Source organism: Propionicimonas sp. T2.31MG-18, assembly GCF_964266745.1.
Taxonomy (GTDB): Bacteria; Actinomycetota; Actinomycetes; order Propionibacteriales; family Propionibacteriaceae; genus Propionicimonas.
Genome location: NZ_CAXWGX010000023.1, coordinates 403,791 through 418,394 on the forward strand (window position 1 = coordinate 403,791; position 14,604 = coordinate 418,394).

At 73.3% G+C, this 14,604-nt stretch carries 12 protein-coding genes; 7 read left to right on the forward strand and 5 right to left on the reverse strand.

What is annotated here, in order from left to right; genetic code table 11:
• Nucleotides 1–42 precede the first annotated feature (42 nt).
• Nucleotides 43–951 carry a hypothetical protein gene (locus ACFQQJ_RS09905; protein ID WP_377106089.1) on the reverse strand — a complete coding sequence of 303 codons (909 nt, stop codon included), beginning with the start codon at nucleotides 949–951 and terminating at the stop codon, nucleotides 43–45.
• Nucleotides 952–1,054: 103 nt separating this feature from the next.
• Here ACFQQJ_RS09905 and ACFQQJ_RS09910 point away from each other — a divergent pair, with 103 nt between their 5' ends.
• The 4 genes from ACFQQJ_RS09910 to ACFQQJ_RS09925 all read left to right on the forward strand — a co-directional run bounded on the left by ACFQQJ_RS09910 (nucleotide 1,055) and on the right by ACFQQJ_RS09925 (nucleotide 5,761).
• Nucleotides 1,055–2,860, forward strand: a complete 1,806-nt coding sequence (locus ACFQQJ_RS09910; RefSeq protein WP_377106090.1) for a DUF2207 domain-containing protein — start codon at nucleotides 1,055–1,057, stop codon at nucleotides 2,858–2,860.
• Between the two features lie 37 nt (nucleotides 2,861–2,897).
• Complete coding sequence (locus ACFQQJ_RS09915) at nucleotides 2,898–3,842, forward strand: FUSC family protein (protein ID WP_377106092.1); 945 nt, start codon at nucleotides 2,898–2,900, stop codon at nucleotides 3,840–3,842.
• Nucleotides 3,839–4,708 carry a helix-turn-helix domain-containing protein gene (locus tag ACFQQJ_RS09920; protein ID WP_377106093.1) on the forward strand — a complete coding sequence of 290 codons (870 nt, stop codon included), beginning with the start codon at nucleotides 3,839–3,841 and terminating at the stop codon, nucleotides 4,706–4,708. Before ACFQQJ_RS09915 ends, ACFQQJ_RS09920 begins: the two co-directional genes overlap by 4 nt.
• A 75-nt stretch (nucleotides 4,709–4,783) precedes the next feature.
• Nucleotides 4,784–5,761 (forward strand): hypothetical protein, encoded by a 978-nt coding sequence (locus ACFQQJ_RS09925; protein WP_377106095.1) that lies wholly within the window; start codon nucleotides 4,784–4,786, stop codon nucleotides 5,759–5,761.
• A 22-nt stretch (nucleotides 5,762–5,783) separates the two neighbouring features.
• Here the strand turns inward: ACFQQJ_RS09925 and ACFQQJ_RS09930 are convergent, their stop codons facing one another.
• Nucleotides 5,784–7,061 carry a glycosyltransferase gene (locus ACFQQJ_RS09930; RefSeq protein WP_377106096.1) on the reverse strand — a complete coding sequence of 426 codons (1,278 nt, stop codon included), beginning with the start codon at nucleotides 7,059–7,061 and terminating at the stop codon, nucleotides 5,784–5,786.
• A 28-nt stretch (nucleotides 7,062–7,089) separates the two neighbouring features.
• Nucleotides 7,090–7,767 carry a hypothetical protein gene (locus ACFQQJ_RS09935; RefSeq protein WP_377106098.1) on the reverse strand — a complete coding sequence of 226 codons (678 nt, stop codon included), beginning with the start codon at nucleotides 7,765–7,767 and terminating at the stop codon, nucleotides 7,090–7,092.
• A gap of 113 nt (nucleotides 7,768–7,880) precedes the next feature.
• Between ACFQQJ_RS09935 and ACFQQJ_RS09940 the strand changes: the two genes are divergently transcribed.
• Nucleotides 7,881–8,873: a DUF4192 family protein gene (locus ACFQQJ_RS09940; RefSeq protein ID WP_377106099.1), complete on the forward strand. Its 993-nt coding sequence runs from the start codon at nucleotides 7,881–7,883 to the stop codon at nucleotides 8,871–8,873.
• On the opposite strand, the gene ACFQQJ_RS09945 is transcribed toward ACFQQJ_RS09940, so the two are convergent.
• On the reverse strand, nucleotides 8,833–9,546 hold the full coding sequence (locus tag ACFQQJ_RS09945; RefSeq protein WP_377106101.1) for a VIT family protein: 714 nt from the start codon (nucleotides 9,544–9,546) through the stop codon (nucleotides 8,833–8,835). The genes ACFQQJ_RS09940 and ACFQQJ_RS09945 overlap by 41 nt on opposite strands.
• A gap of 283 nt (nucleotides 9,547–9,829) precedes the next feature.
• On the opposite strand from ACFQQJ_RS09945, the gene leuS reads away from it, so the two are divergent.
• On the forward strand, nucleotides 9,830–12,331 hold the full coding sequence (gene leuS, locus ACFQQJ_RS09950; RefSeq protein ID WP_377106103.1) for a leucine--tRNA ligase: 2,502 nt from the start codon (nucleotides 9,830–9,832) through the stop codon (nucleotides 12,329–12,331).
• Nucleotides 12,332–12,385: 54 nt separating this feature from the next.
• Here leuS and ACFQQJ_RS09955 read toward each other — a convergent pair whose 3' ends face one another.
• Nucleotides 12,386–13,486 carry an endonuclease/exonuclease/phosphatase family protein gene (locus ACFQQJ_RS09955; RefSeq protein ID WP_377106104.1) on the reverse strand — a complete coding sequence of 367 codons (1,101 nt, stop codon included), beginning with the start codon at nucleotides 13,484–13,486 and terminating at the stop codon, nucleotides 12,386–12,388.
• A gap of 159 nt (nucleotides 13,487–13,645) precedes the next feature.
• On the opposite strand from ACFQQJ_RS09955, the gene ACFQQJ_RS09960 reads away from it, so the two are divergent.
• Nucleotides 13,646–14,599 carry a helix-hairpin-helix domain-containing protein gene (locus ACFQQJ_RS09960; RefSeq protein ID WP_377106106.1) on the forward strand — a complete coding sequence of 318 codons (954 nt, stop codon included), beginning with the start codon at nucleotides 13,646–13,648 and terminating at the stop codon, nucleotides 14,597–14,599.
• The last annotated feature ends 5 nt before the right edge of the window (nucleotides 14,600–14,604 follow it).

The window sequence follows — 14,604 nt, forward strand, 5'->3', positions numbered from 1 at the left end:
GGAGCGGAGTGGGTGGTCCGGCAGCGTGCGACGCGCGGACGGTCAGCGGGCGCGGGTGGTGGGGAGCTTGGTGCCGGCGACGTGCCGCTCCTGGAGCACCTGGCGGCGGAAGCGGTACAGGCGGGCGGGCCGGCCCCCGGTGCCGGCGTGGACGTCGCCGGTCTCCTCGACGAGGTCCTGCTGCTCGATCAGGCGGCGGAAGTTCTGGGTGTGCACGTCGCGGCCCGCCAGTGCCTCGACGCAGTCCTGGAGCTGGCGCAGGGTGAAGCTGGTGGGCATCAGCTCGAAGACCACCGGGCGGTAGGTGATCTTGGCGCGCAGCCGGGCGAGGCCCGTGGCGAGCACCCGCCGGTGGTCCCCGGCCATCCGCTCTCCCGGTACCAGCTCGTCGTCCGGGCGTCGCCACGGCGCGGGCGACTCCGGCACCAGCCCGCTCTCGTAGAGCAGTTCGTAGCGCTGGAGCACCAGTTCGGGCTGCCAGGCCAGTCCGGCCAGCCCGAAGGTGGTGTCGACGCGGCGCCGGCGCTCGCCGCGCGCGGCGGGGTCGGACTCGACCCAGCGGCGCAGCCCCGGCGCGATGTGGTCGTCGAGGAGCGTGGTGTCGGTGCGGGTGTCCTCCCACGGCAGCAGGGCGTACCAGTCGCGCCAGCCGCCGATCCCCGGGTGCCCGGGCGTGGTGAGGCCGAGGTAGGACACGGAGATGGGACGGCCGCTGCCGCCGCCGTCGCGGTCGAGGTCGGCGAAGGTGTACAGCTGCTCGAGGTACCCCAGCCGGCGTCCGGTCTGTTCCTCCACCCAGGCGCGGGTGGCGGCCTGGAGGGACCGGTGGCTGGGCAGCAGGGGCCCGGACGGGAGCCGCGGCGGCGCGCCGAGGGTGAGCACGGACGGGCGTCCGTCCACCATCGCCACGACGACGGCGAGCAGTTCCGCGCTCACCACCTGTCCGGTCATCGGCCTCCCCTCGTTCCGGTCAGGATACCGACGACGTTCCGCGGCGGGCCGAATGGCGCGGTTCACCGGGTCCGGGGTCGGCGGGGCTTGTTAGGCTCGCGGTATGACGCGGCTGTGGAAGGCGTTGCTGGTGCTGGTGCTCGCCCTGGGGCCGCTGATCCTCGCGCCAGGGGTGGCGAGGGCGGCCGGCGAGAACTGGCGGATCACCGACTACCGGGTGGTCGCGACCGTCGACCAGGCGGGGACGGCGAGCGTCCAGCTGACGCTCGACTTCGACTTCGGCAACGACCCCGGCCACGGGCCGTACCTGACCTTCCCGCTGCGTCAGGAGATCGGCGACGACCCCGACCACTGGCGGATGCTCGACATGACCATCGGCGCCGTGACCAGCCCGACCGGCGCGAACACCGAGGTGCTCCAGGAGGAGCAGGACGGCAACCTGCTGGTCCGGGTGGGCAGCGAGGGCCGCACGTTCACCGGCGTGCAGACCTACCAGGTGAACTACACGATCCACGGGATCATCGCCCGGCAGCAGGCGCAGTCGGGCCTCGACGAGGTCAACTGGAACGCCGTCGGTCCCGGGTGGGAGGTGCCGATCGACGCCGCGACGGCGACGGTCACCGGCCCCGCCACGGTCACCCGCGCCGCCTGCTTCTCCGGCTCGACGTTCAGCGACCCGTGCGAGGCGGCCTCCAGCGGCGCCGCGGCGACGTTCTCGACCAGCAACGTGGGCAACGGCCGCGGCATGCAGGTCACCGCGGGCTTCCCGGCCGGCACCTTCACCCCCGCGGCGGACGCCCGCGTGGAGCGGCGCTTCACGGTCGGCAACATGTTCCCGCTGACGCCGTGGACCGGCGGCGTGGCGGCGGCGCTGTCCGCGCTCGGCCTCGCCGCCGTCTTCCGCCGGACGCGACGCAGCGCGCGCGACCAGGTGTACCTCGGGCTCACGCCCGGCGTGGTGCCCGCCCCCGGCCAGGAGTCGGCCGTCGGCTACGAGACCCACGAGGCGCCGGTCGCGGTCCAGTTCTCGCCGCCGCGCGGCGCGCGTCCCGGCGAACTCGGGACGCTGACCGACGCCAGCGCCGACAACAAGGACGTGTCCGCGACCGTGATCGACCTCGCGGTCCGTGGTCACCTGCGCATCACGCAGACCGGCAACCGCGACTGGGCCTTCACCCGGCTCCAGGGGCCGGACCAGCTGGTCGACTACGAGCGGCAGTTGCTCAACCGCATGTTCTCCGCGGGGTCGGAGGTCACCACCGACGACCTGCGCGACTCGTCCTACGCGGGGATGCTCAGCGACGTCCAGGGGGCGCTGCACCGCCGGGTCTCCACCGAGCTGCGGTGGTTCACCGCCAACCCCGCGACGGTCCGCGCGCTGGCGTTCGTCGCCGGCATCGGCATCGTCGGGGCCGGCGTCGGGCTGGGGTTCCTGTTCGGCCTCTTCGGCTGGGGCCTCGTGGGCGTTGCCGGCGTGATCACCGGGCTCGCGGTGATCACGATGAACAACCGGTTCGGTTCGCGGACCGCAGCGGGCTCGGCCGTTCTGGCCCAGACCCGCGGCTTCGAGCTCTACCTGCGCACCGCAGAGGCCGACCAGATCCGGTTCGAGGAGGGCATCGACGTGTTCTCCCGCTACCTCCCCTACGCGATCATGTTCGGAGTCGCCGAGCGCTGGACGAAGGTGTTCGCCCAGCTCGCCGAGCAGGGCCGCTACGCCTTCAACCCCTACTGGTACATCGGCTACGGGTACGGCTACGGCTTCAACCACCACACCTTCGCCTCGTCGATGGACTCCCTGGCGAGCACCATGTCGAGCTCCATGCAGCACGCCACGGCCGCCACCAGCGGCGGATCCGGCTTCTCCGGCGGCGGCGGCTTCGGCGGTGGCGGGGGCGGCGGCTGGTGACCCCCGCGGGGGAGCGCCGGCCGCTACGCTCGCGGTCATGACCAGCCCCGTGGCGCCCTGGCGGATCCCGCCGAAGGTGCTCGGCGTCTCCGCGGCGGTCGCGGTCGTGCTCCTGGTACCGCTGGTGGCCGGCTACCTGTGGGCGGGTGTGCCCGCAGCGATCGGCATCGGCATGGGCTACATTGCTGCGCTGCGCGCCGGGCTGACGCTGCGCCCGCCGCAGGCCCTCGCGCTCGTCGTCCCCGCAGCGATGGCCGGCGCGGTCGCGGTCGCGCTGCGCGGGCAGCCGCTGGCCGCGGCGTTCTTCGTCGCCTTGTGCTGCCTCCTGGTGGCCCCGGCGAACGCGCTCGTCGACTCGCTGATGGCGGGGTTGCCGAGCGCTGTCGCACTGCTGGTGTCGGTGCCCGGAGACCTGGAGGTGGCCCCGACCGCCGGCTGGATGGTCGTCGGCGGAGTCGTCGTGGTCGCGCTCGGCAGCCGCCTGCGTGACCCGGCGGCGTCGCGACAGGGCGTCCCACAGGCGATCGCCTGGCGGCACGCCGTGGTGACCGCCGTGGCGGTCGGCGTGGTGGTGTACGGCGTCGCGCTCCTGGCGTGGCCGCACGGCTACTGGGTGGCGCTGACGCTCACCGTCGTCCTGCGTCCGTACGGCGAGGAGACCCGCAGGCGCTCGGGCCAGCGGGTGATCGGCACGGTCGCCGGCGCGCTGGTGTCGCTGCTGATCGCCACCCTCCTGCCGCTGGGCCTGATCGTGGTGGCCCTCGCCGCGTGCGTCGTCCTCACCCTCGCCTACACGGTGCTGCGCGACGACACCGGCCAGGCGGTCTTCATGACGCCCGCGGTGGTGCTGCTCGGTTCGGCGGGTTCCACCGGCGTCCTCGCGGCCGAACGGGTGGCCTACACCGTGACCGGCGCGGCCGCGGCGGTGGTGATCGCGATCGCGCTGAACTGGTTGGATGGTCGCCGGGAGGTTGCCTCGTGAGGAGTCTTGTCGACGTGCCGGTGTGGGGTGTGGCGGCCGCGCTGCCGGTGGTGCTGCTCGTGGCGTGGGCGCTGGGCGGGATCGCCCGCTGGCTGCTGCGGGGGAGGGCACGCCTGGGCGTGGCCACATCGGTGGTGATCGCGATCCTCGGCACCTCCCTCGGGCTGCTGGTGACCGGCTGGGTGAGCCCCTCCGCCCAACTGTGGAGCCCCGCGACGGTCCTGCTCGCGCTGGGGTTCACGGTGGCGGGGATCGCGCTCTACGGGGCGGTCGCGGCCCACTTCCAGCACCCGCAGCGCGAGAGCGTCGCTGAACTGCTGGCGGCGGGGGAGTCCGAGCGCGTCGAGTTCAAGTCGACGGCACGGGTGAACCTGCGCACCGGGCAGAAGGACGAGCGGATGGAGCAGGTGATCGCCAAGACGGCCTGCGCGTTCCTGAACGCGGACGGCGGCACGCTGCTGATCGGGGTGGACGATCTCGGCACGCCCCTCGGCCTGGACGCCGACCTGGCCACCCTCAAGACCCCGGACGTCGACCGCTACGAACTGTGGCTGCGGGACCTGCTGACCACCGCGCTCGGCCAGAACGCCGCGGCCTCTGTGGTCGTCGAGTTCGCCCAGGTGCCGACCGGCGGGGACGCGGAGGCGACCGTCTGCCGGCTGACCTGCCGTCCCTCGCCCCGGCCGGTGTACCTGCGGCCCGGCAAGGGCACCGCTCCGGAGTTGTGGGTGCGCGCGGGGAACTCCACCCGGCAGCTGACCGTCGACGAGGCGACCGAGTACGTCATGCACCGCTGGCCGCTCAACCTCGGCTCGACCGTCGCCGCCCAGTTCCGGGCCGCCGTCCGCTTCTCCGAGCAGCGCTGACCCCGCCGACGGGGGCAACCGCGTCCTGCTCGGCTAGGCTGGCCGCCCGAACGCCCTACGGACGGACAGGACCGCATGACCCACACGCTTCCGCTGGTCATCCCCGGGTTCTCGCTCTTCGAGCAGAACATCCCGCTGGCCATCGCCATCGTCGTGTTCGCGTCCTTCCTGTTCGCGGGCGGTTCCACGATCCAGCACCTCGCGGTGAGCCGCTCGGTCGACAAGACCGCGGAGAACCGCTCGATGGGCCTGGGCCAGGTCTGGGACCTCGTCCGCAACCCCCGCTGGCTCCTCGGCCTGGGGACGGTGGCCGTCGGCGCCACGCTGCACATCTTCGGGCTGATGATGGCGCCGGTCACGGTGGTGCAGCCGGTCGGCATCCTCGCCGTGCCGTGGGCCGTCCTGCTCGCCGCCAAGATCCACCACTTCCGGCCGTCGAAGGCCATCTGGTCCGCGGTGGCGCTGACCATCGTGGGCATCGTGGTGTTCACCCTGTTCTCGGCGAGCACCGCGGCCCCCGACACCGAGCTCCCGCCGACCCGCATCATCGTCGCCTGCCTGATCGTGTTCGCCATGGGCGCCGTGTTCGGCGTGCTCGGACGGTTCGGGCCCCCGGCGGCCCGCTGCCTGATGTGGGCCTCGGGCGGGTCGTTCTTCTACGGGCTGTCCTCTGCGATGGTCAAGACGATCTCCGAGCTGGTGCGCATGGGCGGCTTCACCGAGCGTCCGCTCTTCTGGACGGTCGCCGGCTTCCTCCTCATCTGCTACCTGGTCGGCGGCTGGATGGTCCAGCAGGGCTACGCGAACGGCCCGGCCGAGATCGTGGTCGGCTCGATGACCACCACCGACCCGATCGTCGCGGTCACGTTCGGCCTGGCGGTGCTGGGCGAGGGCGTCCTGCTGGGCCCGTGGGACGCGGTCGGCATGGTGCTGAGCGGAGCGGTCGCGGTGGCCGGCGTGGTCGTCCTCTCGCGGTACCACCCCGAGGCGCAGCACAACACCCCGCGGACGGCGTCGACGTCGCCGGAACCGATGGTGAACGCCGGGGAGTGACCGCCCCGGGGCCGGACCGGCCTCAGGAGGCCGGGACGCCGGCGTGGGCCCCGATGGCAGCCCGGTACGCGGCCACGTAGGCCCGCCCCATCGCCTCTGCGGTGAGCCCACGGCCGAGGTCCCTGGAGGCCGCGGACATCGCGGCCAGGCGCTGCGGGTCGTCCATCAGCTCGGCCATCCCCGCGGCGAGGGCACCGGCGTCCGGGCCGGTGAGCAGGGCGTTGAGAGGCGTGACGCCCACCGTGAGGCGTTCGTCGCAGTAGATGATCGGCGTCCCCGTGGCCGCGGCCTCCGCGAGCACCATGCCCTGGGTGTCGAACCGGTGGGACGCCAGCACGAACGCGTCCGCGTCGGCGATCTCCTGGGCGATGAGGTCGGCGTCGTCGAAGTGCCCCAGGAACCGCACCTTGCCGTGGCGGATGCGCGCGGCCTGCTGACGCAGGGCGCCCTCGGCCGCCCCGGAGCCCACGATGTGCAGCTCCGCGTCGTCGCGGCCGAGGCGGGCGAAGGCGTCGAGCAGCACGTCGACCCGCTTCTCCGGGCCCAGCCGGCCCGCGCTGAGGAACCGGGTGACGCCACCGCGGGGACGCTTGCGCTCGGCGCGGACGAACGCGTCCGCGACCCCGGAGGCCACGACGCTGCCGCGGCCGGCCAGCGCGCCGCCCGAGGCGTCCACGATCGAGTCGACCACGTAGCCGGCCGGTGAGGTGAAGCCGTCCACGGCGGATGCGAGCCGCGCCAGGCTGCGCCAGTCACGTCCGGCGAACGGCGAGTCGGCCGTCGCGTCCGGGTCGGTCGGCACGGCGGCGGGGACGTCACGTCCCTGGCCGGCCACGCGCCGCAGCAGGCGTCCGGACCAGTCGAGGTAGGTGAGGGAGTTCAGCCCCGACGACAGGGGCGTCGTGCGATGGGTGCCCACGTAGTTGGAGTGGAAGGTGTGCACGTGCGCGATGTCGAGGACGCGCGCCACCTGGGCGGCGAGGAAGACCGAACCGCGCTCGTTCTGGGAGTGGACGACGTCGAGGGGGTGGTCGGCGGCGATCCGGCGGGCCCGCCCGCGTCCCACCTGCAGCGAGCACAGGTAGCTCGGGGTGCCCGGCACGCGCCAGTACGGCAGCCCGACCCACGCGCACTCGGTGGGCGGGGTCAGCTTGACCGACGGGGCGAAGAGGGTGACCCGGTGGCCGGCGCGCGCGAGTTGCTGCACCTGGAGCTGGATCGAGCGGGACACGCCCCCGGACTCGGGATAGAAGTCGTCGGTGAAGATGCCGATGTGGAGGGCGGCATCCTCTGGTGTCACCCGCTCACCTTAGCGGCTGCGCCCCGGATCACCCGGCGACCGGCAGCGCCGACATCTGGTTGCCGCTGGCCGTGGCCAGGATGATGGTCGAGGGCCCGCGCTCGAGGGGGAAGAACAGCCAGCCCGTCTCGTCGCGCCCGCTGGCGATGGGCAGGCCGGTGAACTTGGGGTTCTGCGAGCCGGGCGAGGCGCTCGTCGACTGCATGTCGTTGTTGCCGAACGCAGCGAAGGAGTAGGTGATCGGCCCGCGTTCCGCGGCCACCCTGATCTCGACCTCGAGGCCCGAGTCCGTCCACTGGTGCTGGAGGATCTCCCAGCGCCCGGTGAAGCGCTCGTCGGGGGTGACGAAGGGAAGCCCGGGTGCGGACGAGGTCGCCGAGGGACGGGCCGAGGGGGATCCCTCCGCCGTCGGGCCGCTCTGCGCACGCCACGTCGTACCCGCCCAGATGAGCGCGGCGGCGAGCAGCGCCACCGCGACCACGACCAGGGGCAGCCGGGAGCGGGGCGGGGCGAACTCCTCGATGGTGACCGCGGGCAGGACCGAGGTGCCCAGCGGGTCGCCGGCCACGGGCTGCGCCCGGGTGGCGCGGCCCACCGAGGGCCGGCCGCCGTCGGACAGGGGCGCCGGCGCCCAGCCCGCGGGCGGTGCCAGCGGGCCGTTCGGGGTGCGGTCGTCCGGGGTGCCGGAGGGGAGGTTCTGCGTCATCGCCGTCAAGGCTACCCCGCCCCACCGTCACGGCTGTGGACAACCGGGTGGCCGGCCAGGGGCCTGTGGACGGGTGCGCGGATCCGCGCAGCGCCTTCGGAGAATGCCCTGGTGTGAGCGTCCTTGAACCGCAGGCACGGCTGGCCGTGCGCAGTGTCGAAGACCTGGTCGGGCTGGTGCCCTACCTGATCGGGTTCCACCCCGAGGAGTCGCTGGTGGTGGTGGTCCTGCAGGGGGGCAGGGTCGTCGTGACCGCACGGGTCGACCTCGCCGCAGTGGCCGGGGAGGCCGCGCTGGACAGCCTGCTCGGGCGGCTGTTCGGCCGCTTCCCGGACGCGGAGGGCTGGTTCCTCGCCTACACCGACGACGACCGCCTGGCGTGGGACGTGCTGGCCTCCTGCGTGGAGCTGGTCGGCCTGGTGCGGCTGGGCCGCCTGCTGCAGGTCGGCTCGTCCACCTGGCGTGCGGACTGTCCCGACGGCCCGGGCGGAACGATCACCGGGGCGGTGGGAGCGGCCGCGGCCGAGGCCGCCGTCCTCGGGCTGCCGGCGAGGGGCTCCCGGCGCGACCTCGCCGCGGGACTGGCCGGCCCGCCGGGCACGGACCTGGAGGCGCTGTCGGGGGAGGCGGCCGAACGGTCGGCGGAGCTGCAGGCCCTGGGCGTGCGGGGGAGGCGACGGCTGCTGCGACGGCTGCTCGCCGCCGAGGAGCCACCCTCGGTGTCCGATGGTGTGCGGCTCGCGCTGCTCGCCGTCCGCCCGGAGTGCCAGCTGGACGCGCTGCGCGACCTCGGCCAGGAGACAGCCGACCGCCAACTCCGGGCGTGGAGCGGTGCCGTACGGCGCAGCCTGGGCGCCCAGCGCCCGTCCGTGCTGGGGCTGCTCGGCATGGCGGCCTGGCAGACCGGGGACGGGGCGCTGCAGGTGGTGTGCCTCGAACAGATCGACCTGGTGGACCCGGCGGTGCCGCTCGCCGCGGTGCTGGACTGGCTGAACGCCGAGGTGGTCCCGCCGTCCGCGTGGCCCGAACTGCGTGGCGCCGTCCTGGGGGCGCTCACGGACTTGTTCAGAGCTGCTGACCCACCAGCCAGCCGACGGCGTAGGTGAGCCCCATGGCCAGGCTGCCGACCACGACGTTGCGCACGATCGCCCGCCCTGGACGGGCGCCGCCCAGGCGGGCGCTCACGAACCCGGTGACGACCAGTGCGAGCAGCACGGCGGTGACGGTGAACGGCAGCCGCACGCCGAGCGGCGTGAGCACGATCGCCAGCAGCGGGATCACCGAGCCGGCGAGGAAGGCCACCAGGGACGCGCGGGCCGCCGACCACGGCGACACGTGGTCGCCGGCCTCGAGGTTGAGGAACACCTGGGCGTGGGCGTCGAGGGCTGCGTGTTCGCTGAGCTCACGGGCGACCTGCTCGGCCAGCTCGGGGGAGAGGCCCCGCTCCGAGTAGTGGTCGGCGAGTTGCCGGAGCTTGCCCTCGGGGTCGGACGCGAGCTCGTGCTCCTGCCGGCGGAGGGCGGCCAGCTCGCTGTCCTTCTGGCTGCTGACCGACACGTACTCGCCCCCGGCCATGGACAGGGCGCCCGCCACCATTCCGGCCAGGCCGGCGATCAGCAGGGCCACCGAGTCGGTGGTGGCGCCGGCCACGCCGAAGACCAGGCCCGCGGTGGAGACGATGCCGTCGTTCGCGCCCAGGACGCCTGCGCGCAGCCAGTTCAGGCGGTGCGACAGCGATTCGCTCCTGGTCGCGTCGACGACGCCGATGGTGAGTGCCACGCCATCCATGCTTGTGAGCGAAACCCCTAGTCGCAAGCAAGGAAAGGCTTCCCTAACCACCCTGCCCGAGGCTCGGGGCGACCCTCGGCTACGGAATTGTTGGTAGCGGTGGCGGGCCGGCCGGACCGTCACGGGAGGCGCGTGCGGGTGGGTACGCACGATCCGATACCATTCTGGGGTGCACCACGCATCCCTGCTGCTTCGATAGCCGCGGCTGCAACGCAGTCGCGGCGGCCCCTGGCGAGCCTGTCGGCCCGCGGGGGCTTTTTCATGCCACCCAGGGATGCGCGCAGGACGAAGGAGAGACACCGAAGTGACCACCGAACGGGAACGGACGAGCTACGACGCCGCCGCGGCGCAGGAGAAGTGGCAGCGGTTCTGGGAGGAGGACGGCACTTTCAGCCCGCTCGACGACGGGTCGCGGGAACGCCGCTACATGCTCGACATGTTTCCCTACCCCTCCGGCGACCTGCACATGGGTCACGCCGAGGCGTTCGTGATGGGCGACGTGGTGGCCCGGTACTGGCGACTGCGCGGCTTCGACGTGATGCACCCGATCGGGTGGGACTCCTTCGGCCTGCCCGCCGAGAACGCGGCCATCGCCCGCGACGCCCACCCGGCGGACTGGACCTACGCCAACATCGAGACCCAGGCGCGTTCCTTCAAGCGGTACGGCCTGAGCCTGGACTGGTCGCGGCGGCTGCACACGTCCGACCCCGAGTACTACCGGTGGACGCAGTGGCTGTTCCTGCGCTTCTACGAGCGTGGCCTTGCCTACCGCAGGGACAGCTACGTGAACTGGTGCCCGAACGACCAGACCGTGCTGGCCAATGAGCAGGTGGTTCAGGGCCTGTGCGAGCGCTGCAGCGCCGTCGTCACGAAGCGCAAGCTCACCCAGTGGTACTTCAAGATCACCGACTACGCCCAGCGGCTGCTGGACGACATGTCCCTGATCGAGGGCCACTGGCCCGACCGGGTGCTCGCCATGCAGCGCAACTGGATCGGGCGCTCCGAGGGCGCCTGGGTCGACTTCGAGATCGAGGGACGCGACGAGCCGGTGCGTGTCTTCACGACCCGCCCCGACACCCTGTTCGGCGCCACCTTCTTCGTCGTCGCGCCGGAGGCCCCGCTGGCGTCCGAGATCGTCACCGAAGAGCACCGGGCCGCCTTCGAGGAGTACCTGGAGGCGACCAAGCGGGTCACCGAGATCGAGCGCCAGTCCTCCGAGCGGCCCAAGTCGGGCGTCTTCCTCGGCGTCCACGCGATCAACCCGGTCAACGGGGAGCGCCTCCCGGTCTACGCGGCCGACTACGTGCTGGCCGAGTACGGCACCGGCGCGGTGATGGCCGTGCCCGCCCACGACCAGCGCGACCTCGACTTCGCGAAGGCGTTCGATCTCCCCGTCCGCGTGGTGGTCGAGACCGGCCAGCCCGACCCGGGCGAGACCGGCGTGGCCACCCCCGGCGACGGGACGTACGTCAACTCGCCGGCGCTCGACGGGCTGGCCGACAAGAAGGCGGGGATCGCCGCGATCACCGCGCAGTTGGCAGAAGAGGGACGCGGTGAGTCCGCGATCACCTACCGCCTGCGCGACTGGCTGCTCAGCCGCCAGCGCTTCTGGGGCTGCCCGATCCCGATCGTGCACTGCCCCTCCTGCGGCGAGGTGCCGGTGCCGGACGACCAGCTGCCGGTGCGGCTGCCCGACCTGCGCGGCGCGGCGCTTGCCCCCAAGGGCACCAGCCCGCTGGCCTCTGCCACCGAGTGGGTCAACGTCGCCTGCCCCGCCTGCGGCGGGCCGGCGGAGCGCGACACCGACACCATGGACACGTTCGTCGACTCCTCCTGGTACTTCTTCCGCTACTGCTCGCCGAACTACACCGAGGGGCCGTTCGACCCCGCGGAGGTGGCGAAGTGGATGCCGGTCGCGCAGTACGTGGGCGGCGTCGAGCACGCGATCCTGCACCTGCTGTACTCGCGGTTCTTCACCAAGGTGCTCGCCGACCTGGGGTTGGTGGACTTCCCTGAGCCGTTCCTGCGGTTGATGAACCAGGGACAGGTGATCAACCAGGGCAAGGCGATGAGCAAGTCGCTGGGCAACGGGGTCGACCTCGGCCAGCAGATCGACGCCTACGGTGTGGACGCGATCCGCACCACCGTGGTGTTCGCCGGCCCGCCGGAGGACGACATCGACTGGGCGGACATGTCGCCGGGCTCGTCGCTGAAGTTCCTGCAGCGCGCGCACCGGCTGGCGCAGGACGTGGCCAGCGCCGCGGGGACCGACCCGGCCGCCGGTGACCTGGCGATGCGGCGGGTGACCCACAAGGCGGTCGCGGACATCACCGAGTCGCTGGAGAGCCAACGGTTCAACGTGGCCGTGGCCCGGATCATGGAGCTGGTGAACGCCACCCGCAAGGTGATCGACACCGGCGCCGGTCCGGCCGACCCGGCGGTCCGCGAGGCCGTCGAGGCGGTGGCCGTCTCGCTGAGCACCATCGCCCCGTACGTCGCCGAGGAGATGTGGGAGCTGCTGGGCCACGCCCCGTCCGTGGCCAACGCCGCGTGGCCGGTCGTCGACCCTGCGCTGCTGGTCGCGGACTCGGTGACCTGCGTCGTCCAGGTGCAGGGCAAGGTGCGCGCGAAGCTCGACGTCGCACCGGCCATCTCCGAGGAGGAGCTCACCGCTGTCGCGCTGGCCGATCCCGGCGTCCAGCGGGCGCTCGCCGGGCGCGAGGTGCGCCAGGTGATCGTCCGGGCGCCGCGGCTGGTCAGCATCGTCCCGGCCTGAGCGCCGGCGTCGTTCCACGCCCGGCGGCAGGCACCGGCCCGCCCCGGGCGGCGCTCAGCCCAGGCTGAGCCGGACGACCAGCCCCAGGTGGTCGGTGCCGGGCACGCGGATCGTGTGGTGGTCGAGCGTGCGGAACTCCCGCGAGACCAGCACGTGGTCGATCTGGATCAGTGGCGGGTACCACGCGTCGGCAGGGAAGGTCGGCTGCCAGCCGTGACCCGCCCCGGCGTCGGTGAGCCCCGCTCGCGCGCTCAGCTGCCGCAGCGTGAGGTGTTCTGCGGTGGCATTGAGGTCGCCGGCCACCACCAGTGGCCCGGCGTCGTGCTTCAGCGCGAGGCGGGTGAGCGCTTCGGCGTCGTTCACCCAGGCGTCCGCGCCGTACTCGGGGTTGACCGGGTGGGCGGCGACGAGGGTGAACGGGTGGTCGGGAAGCTCCACGACGACGGCCAGGTTCGTGAACCGGGTGGCCGCGGCGTGCTCGGTGGCTGACAGCGGATACCGCGAGAGCACGAGCGTGCCCCGCGAGTCGCCGATCCCCGTCGCGGGATCGTAGGGCTGCCCTGCGCTGCCCGCGCGGTACGGGAACATCCTGGCCCACGCCTTCTGGCCGAACACCTCCTCGTTCGCGGTGGTCACCTCGGCCAGCACGACGACGTCGGGGCGGGCCTCGCGGACCTGCGTGGCCAGCGCGCGCAGGTCAGCCCTCCCGTAGTGCAGGTTCAACTCGAGCACCGACATCGACGCCGACGGCGACGCCGCAGCTGTCGCCGGCGCCGGCGCCGGCAGGTAGGGCACCAGCATGGCGGTGTGCCACGCCAGTCCCAGGGCGAGCGGGGCCGCGGCCAGACGTGTTCGGCCCCGCGCGCCGGCCAGCACGAGGACGAGGGCGACCAGCCACGCGACCCAGCCGTACGGAGCGAAGGACGCGGCCATCGCCAGCCACTCGTGCCGCGCCTGGAGTTCGGGCGCGACCGCCAGCAGCAGGAGCACCGCAGCGGGCGCAGCGCTCACCGCTGCGGCGACCAGCAGCGGGCGGACGCTTGCCGGAGGTGCGGGGACCCGGGGCCCACCCGCCCGCGCGCGGCCGGTCCTGCCCGGACGCGCACCGCGCGGCGGCGTCCGTGGGGCCGGGGTGCGGCGGGCTGTCGGGGTCACCGCTCCAGACTGGCAGCCCGGGGCAAGCCCGTCGTCGAGGCGTGCCGGGAGCAGCCCGTGGAGGCGCCACCTGTGGACAACCCGTGCCGGGACGGCCGGCTGTCCACAGGCGTCCGGGCGGGGTGGAGCCCCCGGGGGCTCGCCCACGGATAGTGCGGCATGAAGGTTGCGTCCGATCCCGTGCTGAGCGATGTCGTGAGGGAGCGTCTCGAGCTGCTGCTCGCGGAGGTGCGACCGCGCTACGCGCTTCCCGAGGCCGATCCCGCCGACGACCGTCCTTCAGGGCACCGTGACCGCGACCGGCCGGAGTTGGAGCCTGACAGTGCCGGTCCACCGGACCGGACCCCGGCCGACGTGGCGACCGACTCCCGCGCCGGCCCTCCCCGTCCACGGGAGCGGGCGCGGCCCGGGTCGTCGGCGACGGAAGCGCAGGGGGCGGCCGTGGGCGAGCCGGGCAGCGCGTTGCGCACGATGGGGGTCCTGGCGGCCGGCGTGGGGCAGAAGGCGCTGTCGTTCACCCGCGAGCACCTGGCCGCGGTGGTCCTCGTCCTGGTGGTGGCCACGGGGTGGACGGTGTACGGCCTGCTCCAGGCCCGGTCGACACCGGTGGCGGTGGCCGCCGTGCCGACGGTCGTGGCCAGCCCGACGCCCACGCCGAGCGCGACCCCGCCGGAGGTGCTCGTTCACGTGCTGGGGGCGGTGCGCAAGCCGGGCCTGGTCCGCCTGCCGGAGGGCAGCCGCGTGGCCGATGCCATCGACGCCGCGGGTGGGCTCACCGGCTCGGCCGACCCCGGAGAGCTCAACCTGGCAGCCGTCGTCCCCGACGGTGCCCAGGTCGTGGTGGGGACGCGGTCGAAGCCGGGGGGAGAAGTCCGCTCGGCGGTCGGCGATGGCGGGGGCGGGACGGCCGCGGGCTCTGGCACGGTCTCCCTGAACACCGCGACGCTCCAGCAACTCGACACGCTCCCCGGGGTCGGGCCGGTGACCGCCCAGAAGATCCTCGACTGGCGGGCCGAGCACGGGCGGTTCACGGCGGTCACCGAGCTCCAGGAGGTCGACGGGATCGGCCCGAAGACGTATGCCGACATCGCGCCGCACGTCCGGGTCCCGTGACCGGG

Coding starts and splice junctions, on each gene's coding strand:
- ACFQQJ_RS09905 (WP_377106089.1), bottom strand. CDS start 951: ATGACCGGACAGGTGGTGAGCGCGGAACTGCTCGCCGTCGTCGTGGCG.
- ACFQQJ_RS09915 (WP_377106092.1), top strand. CDS start 2,898: ATGACCAGCCCCGTGGCGCCCTGGCGGATCCCGCCGAAGGTGCTCGGC.
- ACFQQJ_RS09910 (WP_377106090.1), top strand. CDS start 1,055: ATGACGCGGCTGTGGAAGGCGTTGCTGGTGCTGGTGCTCGCCCTGGGG.
- leuS (WP_377106103.1), top strand. CDS start 9,830: ATGCGCGCAGGACGAAGGAGAGACACCGAAGTGACCACCGAACGGGAA.
- ACFQQJ_RS09925 (WP_377106095.1), top strand. CDS start 4,784: ATGACCCACACGCTTCCGCTGGTCATCCCCGGGTTCTCGCTCTTCGAG.
- ACFQQJ_RS09935 (WP_377106098.1), bottom strand. CDS start 7,767: ATGACGCAGAACCTCCCCTCCGGCACCCCGGACGACCGCACCCCGAAC.
- ACFQQJ_RS09960 (WP_377106106.1), top strand. CDS start 13,646: ATGAAGGTTGCGTCCGATCCCGTGCTGAGCGATGTCGTGAGGGAGCGT.